The organism is Microbispora sp. NPDC049633 (assembly GCF_040675265.1).
Classification (GTDB): domain Bacteria; phylum Actinomycetota; class Actinomycetes; order Streptosporangiales; family Streptosporangiaceae; genus Microbispora; species Microbispora maris.
The window spans coordinates 15,121-38,365 of sequence record NZ_JBFAOO010000045.1; the positions used below are offsets into that span (position 1 = coordinate 15,121).

Below are 23,245 nucleotides of genomic sequence, written 5' to 3' on the forward strand. Positions count from 1 at the left end.
CCGGGACGGGCGCACATCGCTTCACGCACCGGTGCGCCATGCCGGTGCGTCTCGTGAATCCACCCGGCGGTCACCGCGGCGTTCTCTACACGGACACCTACCTCAGCGTCAGGTGGTCCCCCGCGGACTCGTCGGTGATCGTGGAGGGCGAGGTCGACGTCTCGAACAGCGCAGCCCTGGCGACCGCGCTCGCCGAGGCGAGGAGCGAGCGCGGCGAGATCACCATCGACGCGGGCGCCCTGCGGTTCGTCGACCTGGCCGGGCTGCGGGCCCTGCTGGCTCCCGCGTCCCCCGTGGCGGGCAGCGCCGTACGGCTGCGCAACGTGCCGCCCTACCTGCGCCGCCTCATGCAGATGCTCGACGACTGACGGCCCCGCCCGGGCCCCGTCTGAACCTCGGGGTCTGGGGGGCCCGGGCGAGCAGCGGCCGCGCCGGTGTCTCCGGCCGCCACGCCCCGGTCAGCGCGCGATGTCGTTCAGCTCCTTCAGCGCCGCCTCGTCGGGCCGCCACGCCGCCGCCGCGACGTTGGCCTTGATCTGCTCGGGCTTGGTCGCCCCCGCGATCACCGAGGAGACCGCGGGCTGCGCGAGCAGGCCGCCGATAGCGACGTCGAGCAGGGTGACCCCCTGCCGGTCGGCGAACTCCCGCAGCCGCTCCACCACCGCGAACCGCGCGTCGGTCAGGTACTGCGGCCGGTCCACGAGGCGGGTGCCGGCCGGCGGCTCCTCCCCGCGCCGGTACTTGCCGGTGAGCAGGCCGTTGGCCAGCGGGAAGTACGGCAGCAGGCCGATGCCGTGGTGCAGCAGCGCCGGGACCAGCTCCCGTTCCACGCCCCGGTCGAGCAGGCTGTACTCGTTCTGCGCGCTCACGAAGCGCTCGAAGCCCCCGGTGCGGGCGAGCCAGTCCGCATCGGTGACCTGCCAGGACGCGAAGTTGGACGAGCCCACGTAGCGGACCTTGCCCTCCCGCACCAGGTCGGTCAGGACCGACAGGGTCTCCTCGACCGGCGTGGAGGGGTCGGGGAAGTGCAGCTGGTAGAGGTCGATCCAGTCGGTCTTGAGGCGGCGCAGCGACCGCTCGACCGCCAGGCGGACGTACCGCCGCGAGGCCCGCGCGCCCCAGTCGGGCCCGTTGGCGCCGTGCACGTCCCCGCCGAACTTGGTGGCGAGGACGACCTGGTCACGCCGCCCCTTCAGGACCTCGCCCAGCAGCGTCTCCGACTCTCCGTAGATGTCGGCCGTGTCGATCAACGTGACGCCGGCGTCGAGCGCCGCGTCGACCACGGCGCGGGTCGCGTCGAGGTCGAGCCTGCGGCCGAAGTTGTTGCCGCCGAGGCCCAGAGCCGAGACGACGAGTCCCGAGTCCCCCAGCCGCCGGTAGGTCATTTCCGTCATCGCGCAACATCCCTTCTTCACGAAGCCCTCCGCGGGAGAGCTCTCCTCACCGTATTTCGGCCCCTTCCGGCAGCGGACGCCGGACCGTCCGCGAGAGGATTCCGGGCATGACCTCCGTACGGCACGGCGTCCGGGCCATCCTGTTCGACGGTGACGACATCGTCCTGTTCCGCCGGGTACGACCGAAGCGCGAGCCGTACTGGGTCACGCCGGGCGGCGGGGTGGAGCCGTCCGACGCCTCACCGGAGGCAGCGCTGCGCCGCGAGCTCGACGAGGAGCTCGGGGCTACGGCGGGGCCTGCGCTGCACGTGTTCACCCTCGCGGAGCCCGGCCGTCTGAGCACGGTCTTCGCCTGCCGGCTCGTGTCGCTCGACCTGTCGCGCCGCAGCGGCCCCGAGTTCCTGGAGCCGGACATCGGCCTGCACGAGGTGCGGCGCGTGCGCCCGGAAACGGCGCGTGCCCTGAACATGGTGCCGCCCGAACTTGGGGAGTTCATCTCCGCGAACGCCGCGGCCCTGCCCGCGCTGCTCGACGCCGCGACGTACGCCCCGGGCCGCTACCGGCCGGTCGTCGACGTGCATCTGGTGCTCACGGACGGCGGGAAGGTGCTGCTCGGCCGCCGTGAGGGCACCGGCTACGCCGACGGGGAGTGGCAGATCATGCCGTCCGGACACCTGGAGGAGGGGGAGTCGGTGGTGGACACCGCCGTCCGGGAGGCCCGCGAGGAGCTCGGCGTCGACGTGGACGGCTGCGAGGTGGTGCACGTCATGCACCATCGCAACGCGGGCGGGACGGCCCGCATCGGCATGTTCCTCGTGGCGCGCTCGATCACCGGCACGCCGGTCAACGCCGAGCCGCACAAGTGCGCCGAACTGGGCTGGTTTCCGCTGGACCGGCTGCCCGAGCGGACCAACCCGTACGCGCGGGCGGGCGTCGAGGCCGTGCGGCGGGCGCTCGCCGCGCCGCTCGATGCCGGGTCGCCGGTCTTCTCCCTGCACGGCTGGGAGGTCCCCGGCGGCGCCGATCTGGCGGCCGAGGCCGTGCGCGCCGGGTTCGAGGAGGTCACGGTCTGCCTGGTCGCCCGGGTCGACGGCGCGGTCCTCGTGCGGTCCGACGACGAGACCGACCGCCTGCCCGCCACCGTCGTCCGGCCGGGCGAGCCGGTGGAGGCGGCACTGGCGCGGCTCGGCTCGGTGGGTGAAGTGACCTTCGCCGGCGCGGACGACTACGTCTCGGCCCGGGGACGCGCCGGCCGCCGTCTCGCCTTCTCCGTCCGGCTGACGGAGGCGCCCGAGGGCATGGTCCCGCTGCCGTCCGGGTCGCTAGGCCGCCTGCCGTACGCCGAGGGGGTATACGTCCGCCGCGCGTCGCCGGGGCTTTTGCACGGCTTGCCGGGCAGATAGCCTGTTCCGGGGTGTGCCGGGAAGTCTGGTCGGCGAAGGGTCCCCCATACCCGGGGGGCCGTACCGGCGACCGGAAGGCTGACGTGAGCACACCCACACGCGGCGGGCAGGTGAGGTCATGCGTGCCCGGGATCTCGTAGTGCCGTTCCCCACCGTGGGACTCGACTCCCCCGTGGCCGAGGCCGCGCGCCTCATGGCCGAACGCGAACTGCCCGGGCTGATCGTGCTGGACGAGCGCGGCGCGCCGGTGTCGATCCTGCCGGGCACGCAGGTGCTGCGCCTGGCCGTGCCCGCGTACTGCCAGGACGACCCCGCACTGGCCCGGGTGATCGACGAGGCGCACGCCGACGCGTTCGTCCGCGCGCTGGGCGGCCGCACGGTCCGCCAGGCGCTGCCGGAACGCCCGCGCGAGCTTCCGGTGACCGACCCGGACGCCACGCTCCTGGAGATCGGCGCGCTGATGGCGCGCACTCGCAGCCCCCTGGTCGCCGTGCTGGACGGCGGCCGCCTGCTGGGCGCGGTCACGCTCTCCGCGCTGCTCAAGCGGCTCACATGACGCTGACCGCTTGGGTGGCGGCGGCCGTCTTCGCCGCCACGTACGTCCTCATCGCCAGCGAGAAGGTCCACCGGGTCAAGGCCGCCCTGGGCGGCGCCGCGATCATGCTGCTGGTCCACGCGACCGCGGCCGGCTCCGCGTTCTTCTCGCAGGAGTCCGGCGTGGACTGGAACGTCGTCTTCCTGCTGCTGGGCATGATGATCATCGTCGGCGTGCTGCGGCAGACCGGCGTGTTCGAATACCTCGCCATCTGGGCCGCCAAGCGCGCCAGGGGCCGGCCGTTCCGGCTCATGGTGCTGCTCCTGGTGATCACGGCCCTGGCGTCGGCGCTGCTGGACAACGTCACGACCGTGCTGCTGATCGCGCCCGTCACGTTCCTCGTCTGCGAGCGCCTCGCGCTGCCGGTCGCGCCGTTCCTGATCGCCGAGGCGATGGCGTCCAACATCGGCGGCACGGCGACCCTCGTCGGCGACCCGCCGAACATCATCATCGCCTCCCGCGCCGGGCTGACCTTCAACGACTTCCTCGTCCACCTCGCGCCGCTGGTGATCGTGCTGACGGCGGTCTTCATCGGAATGTGCCGGCTGCTGTTCCGCAAGGCGTTCCGGTACGACCCCGAGCGGGCTGCCGAGATCATGCAGCTGGACGAGCGGGCGGCCATCCAGGACAAGGTCATGCTGGTGCAGAGCCTGTCCGTGCTCGGCGTGGTCATCGCGGCGTTCGTGCTGCATCCGGTGCTGCACTACGAGCCGTCGGTCGTGGCGCTGCTCGGGGCGGGACTGCTCGTGCTGGTCACAAAGATCACCACAGACGACGCCCTGCGCGAGGTGGAGTGGCCGACGCTGGTGTTCTTCGCCGGGCTGTTCGTGATGGTCGGCGCGCTCGTGGAGACCGGGGTCATCACGCAGGTGTCGCAGGCCGCGGCGGAGGCGACGGCCGGGCGGCTCGGCGTGACCACGATGGTCCTGCTCTGGGCGTCGGCCGGGTTGTCGGCGATCGTCGACAACATCCCCTACGTCGCCACCATGAGCCCGATCGTGGCCGATCTCGCGCAGCACGTGCCCGGCGATCACAACGTCCTGTGGTGGGCGCTCGCGCTCGGCGCGGACCTCGGCGGCAACGCCACCGCCGTGGGCGCCTCCGCCAACGTCGTCATCCTCGGCATCGCCGAGCGCAACGGCGCGCGGATCAGCTTCTGGCAGTTCACCAAATACGGCCTGGTGGTCACCCTCGTCACGGTGGCCCTCTGCGTGCCGTACCTCTGGCTGCGCTACCTCCTCTAGACCTGTGGGCCCCTCGATCGGGGCCCCCGACTTGACGCGGAAATACCATAGGGGGGTATGGTGTTCACGTCCGTGAGGAACGAGTTACCGGAGTGATGACCATGACCAGCACCTACACCGTCACCGGCATGACCTGCGGCCACTGCGTCAGCTCGGTCAGCGAGGAGGTCGGCGCGGTCGCCGGCGTCACCGACGTCACGGTGGACCTCGCCTCCGGGCTGCTGACGGTCGAGACCGACGGCAGGGCCGACGACGCGGCCATCGTGGCGGCCGTCCGTGAGGCCGGATACGACGTGGCGGGTGTCTCGTGAACACCCCGGCCCGGCTCGGCGCGTACGCCGCGGGCCTCGGCGTGATCTTCCTGGCGGCCCTGGGCGCGGGGACCGCGCTCGGCGCCGGCGAGCCCCCGCGCGCGGAGCCGCGGCCCGTCCACGGTCACCCGGAGCCCGCGGCCGCTCCCGCGCACACGGATGCCGGTCACGCGCACACGGACGCCGGTCACGCGCAAACCGACGCCGAGGACGCCGCCACCACGGTGCCGGCGGGTCTGCAGATCTCCCAGGACGGCTACACGCTGGTCCCGCGGACCACGACGCTCCTGCCGGGCAAGGCCGCCGACTTCCGCTTCACCGTCACCGGGCCCGACGGCGCGCCGGTGACGCGTTACCAGGTGAAGCACGACAAGAAGCTGCACTTCATCGTGGTCTCCCGGGATCTCGGCGGCTTCTGGCACCTGCATCCGGAGGAGGCCGGCGACGGGGTCTGGACGGTCCGGCTCACTTTGCCGGCCGCCGGGACCTACCGCGCGTACGCCGACTTCGCCCCGGAGGGCGGGCCGGACCTGACGCTCGGCGCCGACCTGAACGTCCCGGGCGCCTACGAGCCCCGGCCGCTGCCGGCGCCGGATCGTACGGCGCGGGTGGACGGATACACGGTCACGCTGGCGGGCGACCTCACGCCCGGCCGGGTGAGTAAGCTCGTGTTCACGGTGAGCAAGGACGGCACGCCGGTCGGCGACCTCGAACCCTACCTGGGCGCCTACGGACACCTCGTCGCGATCCGCACGGGCGACCTGGCCTACCTGCACGTGCACCCCGAGGAGGGCGCGGCCGCGGCGGCCGGGGTGACCTTCGCCGCGTCGGCGCCGAGCGGCGGCGACTACCGCCTGTTCCTCGACTTCAAGCACGGGGGAACCGTCCGCACGGCCGCCTTCACGGTTCACGCGGAAACGGCCGGGCACAGCCGTTGACGGCACGACGCGAGAAAGGAGTGGTGATGCCGGCGACAACCGGTGACCGGCCGACGGGCGCGGTCGAGCTTTCGATAGGCGGCATGACCTGCGCGTCGTGCGCCAACAGGATCGAGCGCAAGCTCAACAAGCTGGACGGTGTGACCGCGACGGTCAACTACGCCACGGAGAAGGCCAAGGTGACCTTCCCCGTGGACCTGGACCCGCAGGCCCTGGTGGCGGAGGTGGAGAAGGCCGGATACACGGCCAGGCTGCCCGAGCCGCCGAAACCGGAGCAGGCGCCCGGGGAACCACAGGACGAGTTCGCCCCCCTGCGCACCCGGCTGCTCGTCTCCGTCGTGCTCGCCGTCCCGGTGATCGCGCTGGCGATGATCCCCGCCCTGCAGTTCACGTACTGGCAGTGGCTGTCGCTCACTCTCGCGGCTCCGGTCGTCGTGTACGGCGGCCTGCCGTTCCACCGGGCGGCCTGGACGAACCTGCGCCACGGCACGGCCACGATGGACACGCTCGTGTCGCTGGGCACGATCGCGGCGCTCGGCTGGTCGCTGTGGGCGCTGTTCCTGGGCGACGCGGGCGCCCCCGGCATGACCCACCCGTTCGCGTTCACGATCGAGCGCAGCGACGGCTCCGGTGACATCTACCTGGAGGCCGCGGCCGGGGTCACGGCGTTCATCCTGGCCGGGCGCTATTTCGAGGCCCGCTCCAAGCGGCGGGCGGGCGCGGCCCTGCGGGCGCTGCTCGAACTCGGCGCCAAGGACGTCGCCGTCCTGCGCGACGGCAGGGAGGTGCGCGTCCCGGTCGGCGAGCTGGCTGTGGGCGACCGCTTCGTCGTACGGCCGGGGGAGAAGATCGCGACCGACGGCGTGATCGAGGAGGGGACCTCGGCGGTCGACGCCTCGATGCTCACCGGCGAGTCGGTGCCGGTGGAGGTGCGAACCGGTGACGCGGTGACCGGCGCGACGGTGAACGCGGGCGGCCGGCTGGTCGTGCGGGCCACCCGGGTCGGGTCCGACACCCAGCTCGCGCAGATGGCGCGGCTGGTCGAGGAGGCCCAGACGGGCAAGGCCGAGGTGCAGCGCCTGGCCGACCGCATCTCCGGGATCTTCGTGCCGATCGTCATCGCGCTGTCGGTCGCCACACTCGGCTACTGGCTCGGCACGGGCGAGGGCGCCCAGGCGGCCTTCACCGCCGCGGTGGCGGTGCTGATCATCGCCTGCCCCTGCGCGCTGGGCCTGGCCACGCCGACCGCGCTGCTGGTCGGCACCGGCCGCGGCGCCCAGCTCGGCATCCTGATCAAGGGCCCCGAGGTGCTGGAGTCGACCCGCGCGATCGACACGGTCGTGCTCGACAAGACCGGCACCGTCACCGAAGGGAAGATGACGCTGGTCGACGTCGTGGCCACCGAGGGGCAGGACCCCGAGGAGGTGCTGCGGCTGGCCGGGGCTCTGGAGCACGCCTCCGAGCACCCGATCGCGCAGGCGATCGCACGGCGGGCCGCCGAACGGGTGGGCACCCTGCCGGCGCCGGAGGACTTCGCCAACGTCGAGGGCCTCGGCGTCCAGGGCATCGTGGACGGCCACGCCGTCCTGGTGGGGCGGCCCGCGCTGCTGGCCGAGTGGTCCCAGCACCTGCCCGCCGACCTCGCGCGGGCGCTGGACGAGGCGCAGGCCGCCGGCCGTACGGCGGTGGCGGTCGGCTGGGACGGCAGGGCCCGCGCGGTCCTGGTGGTGGCCGACACCGTCAAGGCCACCAGTGCCGAGGCGATCCGCGACCTGCGCGCGCTCGGGCTGACCCCGGTGCTGCTGACCGGCGACAACGAGCGGGTCGCGCGGACGGTCGCGGCGGAGGTGGGCATCGACGAGGTGATCGCCGAGGTGCTGCCCGCCGACAAGGTCGACGTGGTGAAGCGGCTGCAGGCCGAAGGCAGGACCGTCGCCATGGTGGGCGACGGGGTCAACGACGCCGCCGCGCTCGCCCAGGCCGACCTCGGCCTCGCCATGGGCACGGGCACCGACGTGGCCATCGAGGCCGCCGACCTGACCCTGGTCAGGGGCGACCTGCGGGTGGCGGCGGACGCGATCCGGCTGTCGCGGCGCACTCTGGCCACGATCAAGGGCAACCTGTTCTGGGCCTTCGCCTATAACGTCGCGGCCCTGCCGCTGGCCGCCGCCGGGATGCTGAATCCGATGATCGCCGGGGCGGCGATGGCGTTCTCCAGCGTCTTCGTCGTCAGCAACAGCCTGCGCCTGCGGCGCTTCCGCTGAGAGGGTTTCACGGCCGGGTCGTCCACAGCCTGTGGACGACCCGGCCGCGGTCGTCGTGACACGGTCGTCGTGACACGGTCGTCGTGACACGGTCGTCGTGACACGGTCGTCAGTGACGCAGGCGGTCGCGGGTCTCCTCGGTCACCTGCCGCAGGACCGGCGCGATCTCCGGGCGCTCCGTCAGGACGTCCTCGATCCGGGCTCGCCAGGCGGCGACCTCGGCGGACAGCGCGTCCTCGTGCGCCCGGCCGGCCCGCGGAACGTCGTCGTCCCGTCGCAGGCGCAGGCGGGTGCGCTTCAGATCGAGCTCGTACGTCTGCCCGAGATGGCGGCCGAGCGTCTCGCCGAGCCACCAGTAGGCGTCGTCCGTCGCGGCCGCGACGAACACTCTCGCGCTCTCCCACGCGACACGTTCCCTGTGGATGACGGCCACGAGTCGAAGGTACGTCCGGGCGCTCCCGCGGGCAATGGCCTCTTCACTCCGGCTCTTGGTGCTCCGCCGGGAGCGCCCTGGGTTTGTCACAACCAATGATCGGATACGAAGAGTGGTGATCGAACACGATTAGTGACATCTGAGATGAGGAATCTTCATGCGTCGCCCTATCCGCCTTCTGTCCGTGGCCGCCCTGACCTGCGCGGGCCTGCTCGCCACCGCTCCCGCGTACGCCGCGTGCGGCTGTGACGCGCCGAAGGCCGCCGCCGAGCCCACGGCCGCCCTTGATGTCGACGCCAACCTCGGCATCGGCCTCGGCCTCGTCGTGGACCTGGCCGTCGACCTCGACCTGGACGCACGGGTGGGCGCAGGCGCGGGGACGCCGGGCTGCGGCGCCCATCGAGTGGTGCGCGCGTGCCGCTGACAGGACGGGCGTGACCCGGCCCGCGCCGGGTCACGCCATCCTCGGCACCTCGTGCCCGATTGGACGGCGCACGTGCAGATGGCGGGCCAGGCTCCTACAGTGGGAGGATGACGAGCACCCAGAGTGAGCAGCGGCTTCCCCGCGTCCTCGACGACAAGATGTGCTTCGCGCTCTACGCGGCCTCCCGCGCCGTCACCGGCCTCTACCGGCCCCTGCTCGACGAGATGGGCCTCACCTACCCCCAGTTCCTGGTCCTGCTGGTCCTGTGGGACGGCCCCGCGGAGGGCGTCACGGTCAAGGAGCTCGGGGCCGCGCTGCACCTCGACTACGGCACGATGACCCCTCTGCTCAAGCGCCTGGAGGCGAACGGCCTGCTGCGCCGGGAGCGTCGCGCCGACGACGAGCGCACGGTGCAGATCACGCTGACCGAGCAGGGCTCGAACCTCCGGGAGCGCAGCGACGGCGTCTTCGCCGCGGTCGGCGACGCGATGGCGCTCGAACCCGAGGAGTTCACCCGCACTCTCGCCACGCTGCGCCGCCTGACGGACAACGTCACCGCGTTCGCGAACCGGAAGGGCTGACCCTCTCCTTCCATTGCCCGGTCCGCCGCACACTCGTTTACCTTGCGCACAACTTAATTGTGGACTAGTGTCTGGCGCGTACTAAGAAACCGGTTGCGGAACGCAGCGGAGAGCAGAAGGAGCGCGCCATGGCGTACATAACGGTCGGCCAGGAGAACAGCACCGACATCGACCTGTACTACGAGGACCACGGCAGCGGGCAGCCGGTCGTGCTCATCCACGGCTACCCGCTCGACGGTCACTCGTGGGAGAAGCAGATCCCCGCCCTGCTCGGCGCCGGCTACCGCGTCATCACCTACGACCGCCGCGGCTTCGGCCGGTCGAGCCAGCCGACCGTCGGCTACGACTACGACACCTTCGCCGCCGACCTGAACACCCTGCTGGAGACCCTCGACCTGCGCGATGTGATCCTCGTCGGCTTCTCGATGGGCACCGGCGAGGTGGGCCGCTATCTCGGCACGTACGGCTCGGCGCGGGTGGCCAAGGCCGCGTTCCTGGCCTCCCTCGAACCGTTCCTGCTCAAGACGGAGGACAACCCGGAGGGCGTCGACGGCAGCGTGTTCGAGGGCATCTCCGCCGCCGTCACCAAGGACCGCTACGCCTATTTCACCGACTTCTACAACGCCTTCTACAACACCGACGAGAACCTCGGCACCCGCCTCAGCGAGGAGGTCGTCCGGGCCAACTGGAACACCGCGGCCGGCGCCTCGTGGTACGCCTCGTCCGCCGTCGTCCCCACCTGGCTCACGGACTTCCGGGCCGACATCCCCAAGATCGACGTCCCCACGCTGATCGTGCACGGCACCGCCGACCGCATCCTGCCCATCGACTCCACCGGCCGCCCCTTCCACCGGGCGCTTCCCCAGGCCGAGTACGTTGAAATCGAGGGCGCTCCGCACGGCCTGCTGTGGACCCACGCCCAGGAGGTCACCGACGCGCTCATCGCCTTCCTGGCCAAGTGACGCCCGGGCGAGATCTGCCTTCCTGAGATAGTCGCGACGTGTTCACCCCCGCGTCCGTTTCGCGGAAGGAGGGGTTCAGTCCGGGGGAATGGGATCACATGGCCTGCCGAATGCACCGAAAGGTACGTCTGTGAGTTCCTCCCTCTCCCGCCGCGATCTCATCCGCTCGGCCGCCGCCGGTGGTCTCGGCATCGCCATCGCCGGCAGCATCGAAGCGATCGCCGGTCCCGCCGCCGCCCAGGCCGCCCAGGCGGGGATCGGCAAAACGACCGGGTACGGCCCGGTCGTCGCCGACCCCGCCGGTCTGCTCGCCCTGCCGAAGGGCTTCTCCTACAAGATCGTCGCCCAGGCCGGCAAGACGGTGCTGGAGTCGGGTGAGCCGACCCCCAGCGACGCCGACGGCACCGGCTGCTTCCGCGGCCGCGACGGCTGGGTGCTGGTGAACAACCACGAGATCGGCGGTGACGAGCCCTACGGAGTGCCGCCCCTGCCCGGCCTGACCTACGACCCCGGCGCGAGGGGTGGCACGACGACCATCGAGGTCGACAGGAACGGCAACCGGGTCCGCGAGTACGTGAGCGTGGCCGGCACGCACAACAACTGCGCGGGCGGCATCACGCCGTGGAACACCTGGCTGACCTGCGAGGAGACCGAGCAGCGGGCCGGCGGCGCGTACCAGAAGGACCACGGCTACGTCTTCGAGGTCGACCCGTTCGACCGCGAGGCCAACAAGGACCCGGTGCCGCTGAAGTTCCTCGGCCGCTACTCCCACGAGGCCGTCGCGGTCAACCCGCGCAACTCGGAGATCTACCTGACCGAGGACGCGGGCGGCCCGAACGGCCTGTACTTCCGCTGGACCCCGCCCCACGGCTTCCGCGGCCGCAAGGGGGCGCTGCGCGCGCTGGCCCTCGGCCCCGGCGGCGACACGGCCGGGAAGCTGCAGGCCATGCGGTGCCGCAAGGGCAACAGGCACATCGCCGACCTGTCCGAGGCGACCCAGCCGGGCACCCGCTACAAGGTCGAGTGGGTCGACGTCCCGGACCGGGATGCCAAGACCACCTCGGTGCGCAAGCAGTTCACCGACGGCCAGGTCACCCGCAGCCGCAAGCTGGAGGGCGCCTGGTGGGGCGACGGCGGCGCGTACTTCGTCGCCAGCTTCGCCCGGCACGACGACGGCAGCGTCAACGAGCACGACGGCCAGGTCTGGTTCTACGACCCCGAGTCGGAGACCGTCACGCTCAAGACCATCTTCGGCGTCAACCCCGACCCGGAGCAGGACACGAACTACGACGGGCCGGACAACATCACGGTCTCGCCGTACGGCGGCGTCATCCTGGCCGAGGACGGCGAGGGCCTGTCACACCTGGTCGGCGTCACCGACAAGGGCGCCCCCTACCCGATGGCCCGCAACGAGCTCAACGACAGCGAGTTCACCGGCCCGACGTTCAGCGAGGACGGCCGCATCCTGTTCGCCAACATCCAGAGCCCCGGCTACGTCTTCGCGATCACCGGCCCCTGGACCCAGAAGCACGACGATCACGGCCACGGGCACGGCCACCACTGATCCGACGGGTGTCTACAGGAGGAGGGCGGCCAGCGCGAATCCGGCGGCGGCGGCGAGGACGCCGAGAACCAGGCTGCCGAGCGCGTTGAGACAGGCCTCCAGGACCGAGCCCTCCTCCAGCAGCCGTACGGTCTCGAAACCGAACGTGCTGAACGTGGTGAGCGCGCCGCAGAAACCGGTGCCGAGCAGGGTGACCACGTCGGCGGGCAGCCCGACGCCGTCCCGCGCGCCGAGCAGCACGCCGAGCACGAGCGACCCGGCCAGGTTGACCGACAGCGTGCCCCAGGGGAACACGCTGTCGTGCAACCGCTGGACCAGCCGGTCGGCCAGGTAACGGGCGGGCGCGCCGACCACGCCGCCGAGGAACACCAGCAGGAGGATCACCGCTCCGCACGTCCCACGGAGCGGTAGACCTCCACGGGATCGACCATCACCAGGCCCTCGGTCACCAGTTCGTCCAGCTCCGCCAGGAACGCGCTGATCCTCTCCGGGACGTCCACGATGACGACGGCGACGGGCAGGTCCTCTCCGAGCGACAGCAGGCGGCTCGTGTGGATGCGCGAGGAGGCGCCGAAGCCCTCGACGCCCCGGAAGACGCTCGCTCCGGCCAGGCCCATCGCGTGCGCCCGATGCACGATCTCGGTGTACAGAGGCCGGTGCCGATACTGGTCGCCCTCCCCGACCAGGATCGTCAGTCGTTGCGCCGGGCCGTGCGATCTCATGCGTCCCCCGTGCCGCGCCGCCGTACGGGCAGGCCCGCCAGGGCACGGGCGAGGACGATGCCGCACCAGACGGCGGCCAGCCCGGCGCTCAGGCTGCTCGCGGCGTACACCGCGGCCGTGGGCCACGCGCCCCGCGCCGACCTGTCCACGATCTCCGCGGCGAAGGTGGAGAACGTCGTGTATCCCCCGAGGAAGCCGACCCCGAGGAACGGACGGACGTAGCGGCGCGGCGGCCAGACGTCGAGGACGAAGACCATGAGGGCCCCGAGCGCGAGGCAGCCGGTGACGTTGGCGACGAACGTCCCCCAGGGGAATCCGGTGGGCGACGCCGGGAACGCCAGGCCGACCAGATACCTGGCCACGCTGCCGCCCCCGCCGCCGAGGGCGATAACCGCGAGGACGTCCCAGGTCCGGTGACGGGCGGGGGCCGCCCGCGGGCGGATCACGCCGGGCTCGAAGTGGGCGCGCTCGTCGCCCAGGCCGGCGTCCGGATCGACGGAACCCGTCCCCGCGGTCCGGTCGTGGGAAGGACGGCCGCTCATGGGCTCCTCCTTCCCGCCCCTGCCGTCGGAGCACCCAGTTTAGGTTCCGCGCGGACGCCTCCTTGCCGACCCTAGATCCGTCCTAGGGCTTAACGACCTGGTCACCGGCGGTATGAGTCAGGACGAAAGCCGCGATCGTCAAAAGGGGAACAGCCGCTCATGGATATGCCCGTCGTCAACCGATGCGAGGCCACCTCGTGCGCGTACAACCGCGACCGCATGTGCCACGCCACCGCCATCACGGTCGGGGACGCGTCCCACGCGCACTGCGACACGTTCTTCAGCGCGCCCGCGCCGGGAGGCGACCCCTCCACGACGGGCCGGGTGGGCGCCTGCAAGATGTCCGACTGCCGGCACAACGTGCAGCTGGAATGCCAGGCGCCCGGCATCGACATCGGCTACTCCCTGGACGAGGCCGACTGCCTCACGTACGCGCCGGCGTAGCGCCTCCGCCCTCACGACGAACCGGGGCGAAGCGGGCGATGGGGTTGACCAGGTCGCCGGCCATCTGCAGCGCGGCCGACGGGTCGGTCAGGTCCACCATCTGCCGGTTGTTCCGCAGTTGCAGGCGGTTGAGGCACGACAGGGGATGCGTCTCGGCGAACAGGTCGTAGCGCCGGAACCGCTCCGCGAGGTGCGGGACCGACCGCTGGTAGGCCGTCGCGCAGTCGGCGACGGTCCGCCAGAAGGCGTCCTCGTCCAGCACGCCGCCCGTGGCCAGCACGGCGTTGAGGAAGCGCAGGAAGCAGTCGAACACGTCGGTGAAGATCGACAGAAGTCGCTGCTCCTCGGGCACCTCGGCGCGGATCCGCCCGACCTCGGGCGGCAGGTCCGCGTCCGGGTCCATCACCACGATCTCCTCGGCGATGTCCTTGAAGATCACCCGTTCCACCGCGCCGCCGTCCAGGACCAGGATGACGTTCTCGCCGTGCGGCATGAACGCCAGGTCGTAGGCGTAGAAGGCGTGCAGCAGCGGGACGAGGTAGGCGTCGAGGTAGCGTCGCAGCCACACCTCTGGAGCGAGGCCCGACCGCTCGATCAGGGCCGCCGCGAACGACCGTCCCTCTTCGTCGGTGTGGAGCAGGGAGGCCATGGTGGCCAGGCGCCGGCCCGGCTCCAGCCCCGCGACCGGGCTCTCCCGCCACAGCGCCGCCAGCATCTTCCGGTACGGCGAGTGGCGGTCGGTGGCGGCCTCGTACCGCGGGTTGCGGTACCCGACGGCGGCCCGTTCACGGATGATCGTCAGCCGGGTCGCGCGGAGGACCTCGTCGCCTGCGATCAGGCCGGCGAGCCAGTCGTTGATCGCCGGGGTCGCCTCCATGTACGCCGCGGACAGACCCCGCATGAAGCCCATGTTCAGCACCGACAGGGCCGTTTTGACGTAGTGCCTGGACGGCGCGCTGGCGTTGAAGAACGTGCGGACCGACTGCTGGGCGAGGTGCTCGTCGTCGCCATGGCCCAGGCAGACCAGGCGCCGTTCGGCGACCTCCGCCGCGAACGTCACCGAGATCCTGTTCCACCACTGCCAGGGGTGCACCGGCACGAGCAGGTAGTCGGCCATGTCGAGCCCGAGACCGGCGAGCGTGCCCGCGAAGCGGGCCAGGACCTCCTCGCCGAGTTCCCCGCGCATCAGCCGTTCGTAGTCGATGTCGCGCGAGCAGGTGAACGTCGTGTGGTCGCGATGGGCGGCCAGCCAGATCAGCCGTACGGGCGCGGCGGCCTCCGGGGCGTACCGGTGGTGGTCGTCGATCCCGTAGCCGATCCGGCCGCTGTTGGCCACGAAACACGGGTGCCCCTCGGTCATGGCGGCCTCGATCTCCTGGAAACCGGCCTTGGCCAGCTCGACCGCGCCGGCCGGCCGGCGGCTCAGCTTGTACGCGAGGCTCGCCAGCGTCGAGGTGATCTCCTCCAGGTAGACCGGCAGGATCTCGTCGCTCAGCCCGAGCGCGCCGCGCATCTCGGTGACGAACTCCAGCGCGTCGAGCGGCAGGACCTCGCCCGAGGCCCGGTGACGGGTGACCTCGCCGATGTGCCAGTGGTCGAGGGACATCACCGTCGCGGTGAAGCGGTACTCCACCATGCCGGAATCGGCGCGCACCGCCCACCTGCCGTCGCCGATGGGGCGCGGAGTGAGCAGCCGCTCGTGGGCGAACTCGGCGAGCGCCTTGCGCACCAGCCGCCGGTTGGCCTTCTCCCACAGCTCCGGTGTGAGGTGGGAGACCGCCTGGATGGGGTTCACGCCGTCGCCTCCCGGGTCGTCGCCAGGAACCGCTCGCGGGTGCAGAAACTCAGCAGGGCGTCCTTCTCCGGCTTGGCGACCGTGCCGGCCACCTCGAAGCCGACGGCCGCGTTGAGCGCGTGGACCGCCGTGTTGCGCACGTCGGGCTCGACCACGACCCGCCGGGTCGCGGGATCGGCGAACAGGAACTCCATGACCGTCGTGATCACGGCCCGGGTGAAGCCGTGCACCGGGGCGCCGGTCGGCGCGCACAGGAAGTGCATGCCGACGTCGCCGTCCCGGGCCTCGTAGAGCCCCGCCAGCTCGACCCGGGCGGGGTCGTAGCTCTCGGCCAGGAACGCCGGGCGCCCGTTCACCAGCCCGAGGAACGCGTCGCGGTGCGGGTGATCGACGATCTCGCGATACTCCTTCGCCACGTCGGCGACGCCGGCGTCGCGCATCATCCAGAACACCGCCTTGGGATGGGTCACCCAGGCGTGCACCGTCGGCGCGTCGGCCTCCGGGTCGAGGCGGCGTACGGCGAGCTCGCCGACCCGGTCGTCCGCACGGCGGAACAGGACCTCGCTCATGCCGGCCCCTCGCCTTGCGGCTCGGGGTCGCATGAGCGAGTCACACTGTGCTTATTGATTCGTTCGCTTCGCTCACTCATGCGACCACGCCCTCGGGCGCGCCGAACTCCTGGAAGGCGATGGCCTTCTCGATGGGGTAGTACTCGCGGCCCAGAATCTGGCTGATGATCCACGAGTTGCGGTACGGGCCCATGCCGAGGTCGGGGGAGGTGACGCTGTGGGCGTGGGCGGCGCCGTTCTGCAGGAAGATCCCCCGGCCGGTGACGTCGATGCTGTAGTTCCTCGCCACGTCGAACCGGCCGTGCCGGTCCCACCGGATCCGGTCGCGTACGGGCTCGAGGAAGGCGGGGGGCTCGTAGCGGTAGCCGGTGGCCAGCACGAGGCCCTGGGTGACGAGCGTGTGGTCGCGCTCCTGCTCCACGTGGCGGAGCCCGAGCGTGTACTCGCCCCGGCCGGCGTCGTAGGCCGCCTCGCGCAACTCGGTGCAGGTCAGCAGCCGGGTGGGGATCGGGCCGCCGACGGTCTTGGCGTAGAGCAGGTCGAAGATGTCGTTGATCAGCGCCGCGTCGATGCCCTTGTAGAGGCACTTCTGCTCGGCTTCGAGGCGGTAGCGGGTGTCCTCGGGCAGTGCGTGGAAGTAGTCCACGTATTCCGGGGACGTCATCTCCAGGGTCAGCTTGGTGTATTCCAGCGGGAAGAACCGCGGGGACCTGGTCACCCAGTTCAGCCGGTAGCCGCGCGTGTCGATGTCGGCCAGCAGGTCGCGGTAGATCTCGGCGGCGCTCTGCCCGCTGCCGACGACCGTGATGCTCTCCTTCGCCTGCAGCGCGGCCTTGGCGTCCAGGTAGCCGGTGTTGTGGACGAGGTCGCCGCCGAGGCCCCGGCAGGCCTCCGGCACGTGCGGCGGGGTGCCGGTGCCGAGCACGAGGTGCCTGGCCCTGTGCTCGGTCTCCTCGCCGTCGTCCGTCACCGCGCGCACGACGTAGTGCCCGTCGAACTCGTCGTACGTCACGGAGGTCACCCGGTGGCCGAAGCGGACGCTGCCCAGGCGCCCGGCGGCCCAGCGGCAGTACGCGTCGTACTCGGCCCGGAGCTGGTAGAAGCTCTCACGGATGTAGAAGGGGTAGAGCCTGCCGGTCTCCTTCAGGTAGTTCAGGAAGGAGTACGGCGAGGTCGGGTCGGCCAGCGTGACGAGGTCGGCGATGAACGGCGTCTGCAGCGTCACGGAGTCGAGCATCATCCCGGGGTGCCAGGCGAAGCCGGGCCTCGCCTCCAGGAACACGCCGTCGAGCTCGGCGATGGGCTCGGTCAGGCAGGCGAGGCCCAGGTTGAACGGCCCCAGCCCGATCGCGACGAAGTCATGCGTGGACATGCGTAACTCCCGGATGGTCGGCGTGCGGGGCGAGCTCGTCCACGTAGCGCCGGGCGTGCCCCGCGAGGAGGTCGAGGACGTACGCGATGTCGTCCAGCGTGGTCTCGGGGTTCAGCAGGGTGAACTTCAGGTAGTGGCGGCCGTCGACCGTGGTCCCGGCGACGACCGCCGCGCCGGAGGCGGCGAGCGCCTCGCGGGCGTACAGGTTGGCGTCGTCGGCCAGCTCGCGGCCGGGACCTACCGGCGGCAGGTAGCGGAAGACCAGCGTGCTCAGCTGCGACCGCGTGACGACCTCGAAACGCGGGTCCTCCGTGATCAGGGCGTGCGCCTCGGCCGCGCGGTCGACGACCTCGTCGAACAGCTCCCCGACCGCGTCCGGGCCCATCATCCGCAGCGTCAGCCAGAGTTTGAGCGCGTCGAAGCGGCGGGTGGTCTGCAGGCTCTTGTCCACCTGGTTGGGGATGCCCTGCTCGGCCATCCGCAGCGGGTTGAGGTAGTCGGCGTGGTGGGCCGCGTGGCGCAGGACCGCGCCGTCGCGCACCAGCACGGCGCTGGAGCTGACCGGCTGGAAGAAGGACTTGTGGAAGTCGACGGTGACCGAGTCGGCCCGCTCGATCCCGTCGAGCAGGTGCCGCCGTCTGCGGGAGACCAGCAGCCCGCAGCCGTAGGCAGCGTCCACGTGCAGCCACGCCCCGGCTGATTCGCACAGGTCGGCGATCTCCGGCAATGGGTCGATCGAGCCGAAGTCGGTGGTGCCGGCGGTGGCCACCACGGCCATGACCACCAGCCCGGCGCGGCGGCAGCGGTCGAGCTCGCGGGCGAGCGCGGCCGGCCGCATCCGCCGCTGCGCGTCGGTCTCCACGGTCACGACCGCGTCCGGGCCGAGGCCGAGCAGGTTCGCCGCCTTGCGGACGCTGAAGTGCCCGGCCTCCGAGGTGATCACGCGCAGCCGCGCCGTCGAGGCGCCGATGCGGGCCTCCTCGCGGGCGAGCAGCAGGGCGTGGAGGTTCGACTGGGTGCCACCGCTGGTGAAGACACCGTCGGAGGCGGGGCCGAAGCCGATCCGGCCGGCCGTCCACTCGATGAGGCGGCGCTCGATGAGCGTGCCGCCCGCGCTCTGGTCCCACGTGTCGAGCGAGGAGTTCACCGCCGACAGGACCGCCTCGCCCAGCAGCGCGGGGATCACCACCGGGCAGTTGAGGTGCGCCAGGTAGCGGGGGTGGTGGAAGAAGACGGCGTCGCGCAGGTAGACCCGTTCGAGCTCGTCGAGGACGGCGGCCTGGTCGTGCAGCGGCCGTTCGAGGTCGATCGCGGCGATCCGCGGCGCGAGCCGTTCGGGGGACACGCCGCTGAACGGCCGGTCGGCGCGCCGGATCCGCTCCGCCACCCGCTCGGTGCCGGCGGCCAGCGCCCGCCGGTATCCCTCCACCGTGCGGTCGTTGAACAGGTACGCCCGCGCGGCCCCGGCATGGGGATAGGTCATTGTCATCCTTACCGTGAGAGGTTAGGTTAGGCGAACCTAACTTTTGGGAGTCGACACGTGTCCCCGGGTGATTTCTCCGGCGTGTGGTCAGCCGAGCTTCTTGGCGTCGCGGATCGCCGTCGCCAGGTTCTCCAGGATCGGGGCGGCTCCGGCGTACGAGAAGCGCGGCACGGGGTCCCAGCCGACGACCTGGTCGGCCGCCACGGCGGGCAGCTTGGCCCAGGCCGGCTTGGACGTCAGGTCCTTGGGCTGCAGCGCGGTGCTCCGGTTGTCGAGCAGGATCAGGTCGGCGTCGTACTTGTCGGCGTTCTCCCAGCTGAGGTTCTCGTAGTAGCCGCCCTCGCCGGGCTTGTCCGGCTGGACGATCTCGACCCCGAGCTGGGCGAAGTACATGAGGTCGGTGTTGACCTCCGGGTTGGACACGTACAGCACGTCGGGGCTGCCCGAAGCGGCCAGGACCTTGATCCCGGGGTTGTCGGCGACCGCCTTGCGGACGCTCTCGGCGGCGGCCTCGAACCGGGCCTTGGCCTCGGCGACCTTCGGTGCCTTCAGGTCCGCGCCGAGCGACTCGGCGAGGGCGGCGTAGCGCTCGATCGGCTGGGTCATCGGGACGCGGGCCGCGCTGACGGCGACGGTCGGGGCGAGCTGGACGATCTTGTCCTTGCTCTCGTCCGGGACGTACCACAGGGCGCCGGGGTCGTACATGTGCGTGACGAGAAGCTCGGGGCGCAGCCCCGCGTACTTCTCGATGTTGAACTCGCCCCAGACGTTGCCGAGGATCGTCACCTTGTTCACGTCGAGGTCGCCGGCCTGAGGGTCGGGCGAGCCGTCGGCGCGCTTCGTCTCGCCGAAAACGCCGACGACCTTGTCCTGCACCCCGTAGTCGGCGAGCGCCGCCGCCGCGCCCGTGAACGCCACGACCCGCGACGGTACGGCCGCGGCCGTGACCGCCTCCTTCCTGTCGTCGGTGAAGGACCACGACGTCGCGCTCGGACCCGACGTCGCGTTCTGGCCCGCCGCGGAGGGCGCCGGGTCGCTCGACCCGCAGGCGGCGAGCGCCAACGCGAGGACTGCGGCTCCGCCCGCGGCGAGGAGACCGCGGCGGGACATCGTGGTGTTCAGGTTTCGCACGGTTCGTCTTTCTCTCGTCGGGCACGGGCTTCTGCCGACGCGACCCTTGGGGTTGATCGCTAGTTAGGTTACCCTTACCTAAGTTCTTGTCCAGAGGGGCGAAGAAATTCGTCCCCGGCCCCCCACCGGAGCAGGTCGTGGTCGTCACAGAGTCTTCGCAGATCAGCAGGCCTGCGAGGGCGCCCGCAAAACGCGCGGAAATCGGCCGGCGCGCGGCGGCGCTGCTGGGCTCGGCGATCGCGCTGGCCGCCGTCCTCGTGCTCAGCCTCGGGCTCGGCGCCCGGCAGCTCTCGCCGGTGGAGGTCTGGCACGGACTCGTGGACGCCGACTCGGCCGCCTACACGGTCGTCCACCAGATGCGGCTGCCGCGCACCCTCCTCGGGCTGCTCGCCGGCGCCGCGCTGGGGGTCGCGGGCGGCGTCATGCAGGCGCTCACCCGCAACCCGCTGGCCGACCCCGGACTGCTGGGGATCAACGCGGGCGCCTCGGCCGCGGTGGCCACCGCCGCGGGACTGCTCGGCGTGGCGTCGTTCCAGGGCCGCGTCTGGTTCGCCCTGGCCGGCGCGGCGGCCGTGTCGGTGCTGGTGTACGCGGTGGGCGGCGGGCGCGCGGCCACCCCGGCGCGGCTGGCGCTCGCGGGAGCCGCCATCAACGCCGCGCTCTACTCGTACGTGAACGGGACGATGCTGCTCGACGCCGCCTCGCTGGAGACCATGCGCTTTTGGACCGTCGGTTCCCTCGCGAGCGCGCAGGGCGGGACCGCGGCGATGATGGCGCCGTTTATCGCGGCGGGGCTGCTGCTGGCCATGGCCCTGGCCCGGCCGCTCAACGCGCTCGCGCTCGGCGACGACTCGGCGCGTTCGCTCGGCGCGCACCCCGCCCGGGTCCGCGCGGGCGCCATCGTGGCGGTGACACTGCTGTGCGGGGCGGCGACGGCGGCCTGCGGGCCGATCGTCTTCGTCGGGCTCATGGTGCCGCACCTCGTCCGGGCGCTGACCGGCCCCGACCAGCGCTGGATGCTCCCCTGCTGCGCGCTGCTCGCGCCCGTGCTGCTGCTCGGCGCCGACGTGCTCGGGCGGCTGGTGGCCCGGCCCGGCGAGCTGCAGGCGGGCATCGTCACGGCGGTGCTGGGCGGCCCGCTGTTCCTGTACTTCGTGCGAAGGAAGGTCCGGGCATGAGTGTCGGACCCATGCCCGTGCGAAGGATCGCCGGCGGTATGCCCCTGCGGCCCAGGGCCATGGCCGTGGGAGCCGGCTGCCTGCTGCTCGCGCTCGTGTTCGGCGTGCTCGCGATCGGCGGCGGCGACTACCCGATGAGCCCCTCCGACGTCGTACGCACCGTGCTGGGCGGCGGCAGCCCGGCCGAGGACTTCATCGTGCACGGGCTCCGGCTGCCCCGCGTCGTCACCGCGCTGCTCGTGGGCGCGGCCCTCGCGCTGGCCGGCGCGGTCTTCCAGTCGCTCGTGCGCAACCCGCTGGGCAGCCCCGACCTGCTCGGCTTCACCCAGGGCTCGGCGGCCGGAGCGCTCCTCGTGGTCGTCTCAGGGGGCGGCAGCGCGGCGCTCGCGGGCGGCGCGGTGCTCGGCGGCGTCGTCACCGGAGTCGCCATCTACGCCCTGGCGTGGCGCGGCGGCCTGCACGGTCACCGCCTCGTTCTGGTGGGCATCGGCGCCACCGCGATCCTCACCGGCGTCAACGGGTACCTGCTCACCCAGGGGCGCCTGATGGAGGCGGCGCGGGCCATGCTGTGGCTCACCGGCAGCCTGGATGGGCGCGGCTGGGAGGACGTCCTCCCGCTGCTCGCCGCCATGGCGGTGCTGGCGCCGGTGGTGCTGATCGGCTGCGCGCGCCCCCTGGCGATCACCGAGATGGGCGACGATCTGGCGCGCGGCCTCGGTGTACGGGTGCAGGGCATGCGCCTGGTCCTGCTGGGGGCGGCCGTGCTGCTCACGTCCCTGGCGGCGGCGGCGGCCGGGCCCGTGTCGTTCGTCGCGCTCACCGCCCCGCACCTGGCCAGGCGGATGACCGGGGCGCCCGGGCCGAACCTGCTCGCCGCGACGTGCACGGGCGCGGCGCTGCTGACCGGCGCCGACCTGGCCGCGCAGCGGCTTTTCGCCGGCCACCAGTTGCCGGTCGGGGTGGTGACGGGGGTGCTCGGCGGCGGCTACCTCGTCTGGCTGCTCGCCGCCCAGCGGAAGGCGGGACGGATATGACCGAGACCATCGTGGACAGGAAGGCAGTGGCGGGCATGCACGAGGACGGGCCGCGCCTGAGCGGCAGCGCGCTGACCCTCTCCTACGACAAGAGGGTCGTCGCCGAGGGCCTCGACGTCACCATCCCCGACCGGTCCTTCACGGTGATCATCGGGCCGAACGCCTGCGGCAAGTCCACGCTGCTGCGGGCGCTGGCGCGCACGCTCCGGCCCGCCGCCGGGACCGTGCTGCTCGACGGGCGTGACATCACCTCCCTGCCCGCGAAGAAGGTCGCCAGGACCCTCGGCCTGCTGCCCCAGACGTCCGTCGCGCCCGACGGCATCACGGTCGCCGAGCTGGTCGGCCGCGGGCGCTATCCCCACCAGCGGCTGCTGCGCCAGTGGTCGGCCGACGACGAGCGGGTGGTGCGCGAGTCGATGGAGGCCACCGGGGTCGCCGACCTGGCCGGGCGCCTGGTCGACGAGCTGTCCGGAGGGCAGCGCCAGCGCGTGTGGATCGCGATGGCGCTGGCCCAGGAGACGCCGCTGCTGCTCCTGGACGAGCCGACGACCTACCTGGACATCGCCCACCAGATCGAGGTCCTCGACCTGTGCGCGCGGCTGCACGAGGAGCGCGGCCGCACACTCGTGGCGGTGCTCCACGACCTCAACCACGCCGCCCGCTACGCCAGCCATCTCATCGCGATGCGCGAGGGCCGGGTCGTGGCCGCCGGCGCGCCCGGAGAGGTCATGACCGCAGGCCTGGTGGAGGAGGTCTTCCGGCTGCCCTGCCGGGTGATCGACGACCCCGAGACCGGCACTCCGCTGGTCGTCCCCGCCGCCCGCCGCCGCGCCGAATCGGCGGCGAGGGCGGCGTCGTGAGC

The 23,245-nt window shown here is 72.0% G+C and carries 25 protein-coding genes; 15 read left to right on the top strand and 10 right to left on the bottom strand.

Annotated features, from left to right (window positions below):
* The first annotated feature begins 38 nt into the window (after nt 1-38).
* Nucleotides 39-368, top strand: coding sequence for an STAS domain-containing protein (locus AB0J39_RS14590; protein ID WP_363464308.1), 330 nt, complete (start codon nt 39-41; stop codon nt 366-368).
* A 90-nt stretch (nt 369-458) separates the two neighbouring features.
* Here AB0J39_RS14590 and AB0J39_RS14595 read toward each other — a convergent pair whose 3' ends face one another.
* Nucleotides 459-1,394, bottom strand: coding sequence for an aldo/keto reductase (locus tag AB0J39_RS14595; RefSeq protein ID WP_363464310.1), 936 nt, complete (start codon nt 1,392-1,394; stop codon nt 459-461).
* Nucleotides 1,395-1,501: 107 nt separating this feature from the next.
* On the opposite strand from AB0J39_RS14595, the gene AB0J39_RS14600 reads away from it, so the two are divergent.
* From AB0J39_RS14600 to AB0J39_RS14625, 6 genes are all read left to right on the top strand, one after another.
* Nucleotides 1,502-2,797, top strand: a complete 1,296-nt coding sequence (locus tag AB0J39_RS14600; protein ID WP_363464312.1) for an NUDIX domain-containing protein — start codon at nt 1,502-1,504, stop codon at nt 2,795-2,797.
* A 118-nt stretch (nt 2,798-2,915) separates the two neighbouring features.
* Nucleotides 2,916-3,353, top strand: a complete 438-nt coding sequence (locus AB0J39_RS14605) for a CBS domain-containing protein (protein ID WP_363464313.1) — start codon at nt 2,916-2,918, stop codon at nt 3,351-3,353.
* A complete protein-coding gene (locus AB0J39_RS14610; protein WP_363464315.1) occupies nt 3,350-4,636 on the top strand; it encodes an ArsB/NhaD family transporter in 1,287 nt (428 codons plus the stop codon). Before AB0J39_RS14605 ends, AB0J39_RS14610 begins: the two co-directional genes overlap by 4 nt.
* 95 nt (nt 4,637-4,731) lie before the next feature.
* A complete protein-coding gene (locus AB0J39_RS14615) occupies nt 4,732-4,947 on the top strand; it encodes a heavy-metal-associated domain-containing protein (RefSeq protein ID WP_363464317.1) in 216 nt (71 codons plus the stop codon).
* Nucleotides 4,944-5,885: a hypothetical protein gene (locus AB0J39_RS14620; protein WP_363464318.1), complete on the top strand. Its 942-nt coding sequence runs from the start codon at nt 4,944-4,946 to the stop codon at nt 5,883-5,885. The genes AB0J39_RS14615 and AB0J39_RS14620 overlap by 4 nt, the downstream gene beginning before the upstream one ends.
* Nucleotides 5,886-5,911: 26 nt before the next feature.
* Nucleotides 5,912-8,149 (top strand): heavy metal translocating P-type ATPase, encoded by a 2,238-nt coding sequence (locus tag AB0J39_RS14625; RefSeq protein WP_363464319.1) that lies wholly within the window; start codon nt 5,912-5,914, stop codon nt 8,147-8,149.
* 109 nt (nt 8,150-8,258) lie between these two features.
* Here AB0J39_RS14625 and AB0J39_RS14630 read toward each other — a convergent pair whose 3' ends face one another.
* Nucleotides 8,259-8,582 (bottom strand): hypothetical protein, encoded by a 324-nt coding sequence (locus AB0J39_RS14630; protein ID WP_363464321.1) that lies wholly within the window; start codon nt 8,580-8,582, stop codon nt 8,259-8,261.
* Between the two features lie 157 nt (nt 8,583-8,739).
* Between AB0J39_RS14630 and AB0J39_RS14635 the strand changes: the two genes are divergently transcribed.
* The 4 genes from AB0J39_RS14635 to AB0J39_RS14650 all read left to right on the top strand — a co-directional run bounded on the left by AB0J39_RS14635 (nt 8,740) and on the right by AB0J39_RS14650 (nt 12,113).
* On the top strand, nt 8,740-9,006 hold the full coding sequence (locus AB0J39_RS14635) for a hypothetical protein (RefSeq protein ID WP_363464323.1): 267 nt from the start codon (nt 8,740-8,742) through the stop codon (nt 9,004-9,006).
* 107 nt (nt 9,007-9,113) lie between these two features.
* Entirely contained in the window at nt 9,114-9,587 is a 474-nt protein-coding gene (locus tag AB0J39_RS14640; RefSeq protein ID WP_363464325.1) for a MarR family winged helix-turn-helix transcriptional regulator, read from the top strand.
* A gap of 128 nt (nt 9,588-9,715) precedes the next feature.
* Entirely contained in the window at nt 9,716-10,549 is an 834-nt protein-coding gene (locus AB0J39_RS14645; protein WP_363464327.1) for an alpha/beta hydrolase, read from the top strand.
* Nucleotides 10,550-10,679: 130 nt separating this feature from the next.
* Nucleotides 10,680-12,113 carry an alkaline phosphatase PhoX gene (locus tag AB0J39_RS14650; protein WP_363464328.1) on the top strand — a complete coding sequence of 478 codons (1,434 nt, stop codon included), beginning with the start codon at nt 10,680-10,682 and terminating at the stop codon, nt 12,111-12,113.
* Nucleotides 12,114-12,125: 12 nt separating this feature from the next.
* Here AB0J39_RS14650 and crcB (AB0J39_RS14655) read toward each other — a convergent pair whose 3' ends face one another.
* Genes crcB (AB0J39_RS14655) through crcB (AB0J39_RS14665) form a run of 3 tightly spaced genes read right to left on the bottom strand, consistent with a single transcriptional unit; the run spans nt 12,126 to nt 13,377 of the window.
* Nucleotides 12,126-12,497 carry a fluoride efflux transporter CrcB gene (gene crcB / locus AB0J39_RS14655; protein ID WP_363464329.1) on the bottom strand — a complete coding sequence of 124 codons (372 nt, stop codon included), beginning with the start codon at nt 12,495-12,497 and terminating at the stop codon, nt 12,126-12,128.
* Complete coding sequence (locus AB0J39_RS14660) at nt 12,494-12,835, bottom strand: DUF190 domain-containing protein (protein ID WP_363464330.1); 342 nt, start codon at nt 12,833-12,835, stop codon at nt 12,494-12,496. Before AB0J39_RS14660 ends, crcB (AB0J39_RS14655) begins: the two co-directional genes overlap by 4 nt.
* Nucleotides 12,832-13,377 (bottom strand): fluoride efflux transporter CrcB, encoded by a 546-nt coding sequence (gene crcB, locus AB0J39_RS14665; protein WP_363464331.1) that lies wholly within the window; start codon nt 13,375-13,377, stop codon nt 12,832-12,834. Before crcB (AB0J39_RS14665) ends, AB0J39_RS14660 begins: the two co-directional genes overlap by 4 nt.
* 159 nt (nt 13,378-13,536) lie before the next feature.
* Between crcB (AB0J39_RS14665) and AB0J39_RS14670 the strand changes: the two genes are divergently transcribed.
* Entirely contained in the window at nt 13,537-13,821 is a 285-nt protein-coding gene (locus tag AB0J39_RS14670; protein ID WP_363464333.1) for a DUF1540 domain-containing protein, read from the top strand.
* On the opposite strand, the gene AB0J39_RS14675 is transcribed toward AB0J39_RS14670, so the two are convergent.
* The 5 genes from AB0J39_RS14675 to AB0J39_RS14695 form a co-directional block, all read right to left on the bottom strand.
* Nucleotides 13,802-15,616: an IucA/IucC family siderophore biosynthesis protein gene (locus AB0J39_RS14675; RefSeq protein ID WP_363464334.1), complete on the bottom strand. Its 1,815-nt coding sequence runs from the start codon at nt 15,614-15,616 to the stop codon at nt 13,802-13,804. The genes AB0J39_RS14670 and AB0J39_RS14675 overlap by 20 nt on opposite strands.
* Nucleotides 15,613-16,185: a GNAT family N-acetyltransferase gene (locus tag AB0J39_RS14680; RefSeq protein ID WP_363464335.1), complete on the bottom strand. Its 573-nt coding sequence runs from the start codon at nt 16,183-16,185 to the stop codon at nt 15,613-15,615. Before AB0J39_RS14680 ends, AB0J39_RS14675 begins: the two co-directional genes overlap by 4 nt.
* A gap of 76 nt (nt 16,186-16,261) precedes the next feature.
* A complete protein-coding gene (locus AB0J39_RS14685; protein ID WP_363464337.1) occupies nt 16,262-17,557 on the bottom strand; it encodes a SidA/IucD/PvdA family monooxygenase in 1,296 nt (431 codons plus the stop codon).
* Nucleotides 17,544-19,040, bottom strand: coding sequence for an aspartate aminotransferase family protein (locus AB0J39_RS14690; RefSeq protein ID WP_363464339.1), 1,497 nt, complete (start codon nt 19,038-19,040; stop codon nt 17,544-17,546). The genes AB0J39_RS14685 and AB0J39_RS14690 overlap by 14 nt, the downstream gene beginning before the upstream one ends.
* A gap of 87 nt (nt 19,041-19,127) precedes the next feature.
* The gene (locus AB0J39_RS14695) at nt 19,128-20,171 is read right to left on the bottom strand and encodes an ABC transporter substrate-binding protein (RefSeq protein WP_363464341.1); all 1,044 of its coding nucleotides are present in this window, start codon (nt 20,169-20,171) and stop codon (nt 19,128-19,130) included.
* A gap of 137 nt (nt 20,172-20,308) precedes the next feature.
* Between AB0J39_RS14695 and AB0J39_RS14700 the strand changes: the two genes are divergently transcribed.
* From AB0J39_RS14700 to AB0J39_RS14710, 3 genes are read left to right on the top strand one after another with little or no spacing between them, the layout of a single operon-like run.
* Nucleotides 20,309-21,349 carry an iron chelate uptake ABC transporter family permease subunit gene (locus AB0J39_RS14700; protein WP_363464343.1) on the top strand — a complete coding sequence of 347 codons (1,041 nt, stop codon included), beginning with the start codon at nt 20,309-20,311 and terminating at the stop codon, nt 21,347-21,349.
* A gap of 11 nt (nt 21,350-21,360) precedes the next feature.
* Nucleotides 21,361-22,383 carry an iron chelate uptake ABC transporter family permease subunit gene (locus tag AB0J39_RS14705; RefSeq protein WP_363464345.1) on the top strand — a complete coding sequence of 341 codons (1,023 nt, stop codon included), beginning with the start codon at nt 21,361-21,363 and terminating at the stop codon, nt 22,381-22,383.
* Between the two features lie 35 nt (nt 22,384-22,418).
* The gene (locus AB0J39_RS14710; protein WP_363464367.1) at nt 22,419-23,243 is read left to right on the top strand and encodes an ABC transporter ATP-binding protein; all 825 of its coding nucleotides are present in this window, start codon (nt 22,419-22,421) and stop codon (nt 23,241-23,243) included.
* The last annotated feature ends 2 nt before the right edge of the window (nt 23,244-23,245 follow it).

Coding starts and splice junctions, on each gene's coding strand:
- AB0J39_RS14590 (WP_363464308.1), top strand. CDS start 39: ATGCCGGTGCGTCTCGTGAATCCACCCGGCGGTCACCGCGGCGTTCTC.
- AB0J39_RS14595 (WP_363464310.1), bottom strand. CDS start 1,394: ATGACGGAAATGACCTACCGGCGGCTGGGGGACTCGGGACTCGTCGTC.
- AB0J39_RS14600 (WP_363464312.1), top strand. CDS start 1,502: ATGACCTCCGTACGGCACGGCGTCCGGGCCATCCTGTTCGACGGTGAC.
- AB0J39_RS14605 (WP_363464313.1), top strand. CDS start 2,916: ATGCGTGCCCGGGATCTCGTAGTGCCGTTCCCCACCGTGGGACTCGAC.
- AB0J39_RS14610 (WP_363464315.1), top strand. CDS start 3,350: ATGACGCTGACCGCTTGGGTGGCGGCGGCCGTCTTCGCCGCCACGTAC.
- AB0J39_RS14615 (WP_363464317.1), top strand. CDS start 4,732: ATGACCATGACCAGCACCTACACCGTCACCGGCATGACCTGCGGCCAC.
- AB0J39_RS14625 (WP_363464319.1), top strand. CDS start 5,912: ATGCCGGCGACAACCGGTGACCGGCCGACGGGCGCGGTCGAGCTTTCG.
- AB0J39_RS14635 (WP_363464323.1), top strand. CDS start 8,740: ATGCGTCGCCCTATCCGCCTTCTGTCCGTGGCCGCCCTGACCTGCGCG.
- AB0J39_RS14640 (WP_363464325.1), top strand. CDS start 9,114: ATGACGAGCACCCAGAGTGAGCAGCGGCTTCCCCGCGTCCTCGACGAC.
- AB0J39_RS14645 (WP_363464327.1), top strand. CDS start 9,716: ATGGCGTACATAACGGTCGGCCAGGAGAACAGCACCGACATCGACCTG.
- AB0J39_RS14660 (WP_363464330.1), bottom strand. CDS start 12,835: ATGAGATCGCACGGCCCGGCGCAACGACTGACGATCCTGGTCGGGGAG.
- crcB (WP_363464331.1), bottom strand. CDS start 13,377: ATGAGCGGCCGTCCTTCCCACGACCGGACCGCGGGGACGGGTTCCGTC.
- AB0J39_RS14670 (WP_363464333.1), top strand. CDS start 13,537: ATGGATATGCCCGTCGTCAACCGATGCGAGGCCACCTCGTGCGCGTAC.
- AB0J39_RS14680 (WP_363464335.1), bottom strand. CDS start 16,185: ATGAGCGAGGTCCTGTTCCGCCGTGCGGACGACCGGGTCGGCGAGCTC.
- AB0J39_RS14685 (WP_363464337.1), bottom strand. CDS start 17,557: ATGTCCACGCATGACTTCGTCGCGATCGGGCTGGGGCCGTTCAACCTG.
- AB0J39_RS14690 (WP_363464339.1), bottom strand. CDS start 19,040: ATGACCTATCCCCATGCCGGGGCCGCGCGGGCGTACCTGTTCAACGAC.
- AB0J39_RS14705 (WP_363464345.1), top strand. CDS start 21,361: ATGCCCGTGCGAAGGATCGCCGGCGGTATGCCCCTGCGGCCCAGGGCC.
- AB0J39_RS14710 (WP_363464367.1), top strand. CDS start 22,419: ATGCACGAGGACGGGCCGCGCCTGAGCGGCAGCGCGCTGACCCTCTCC.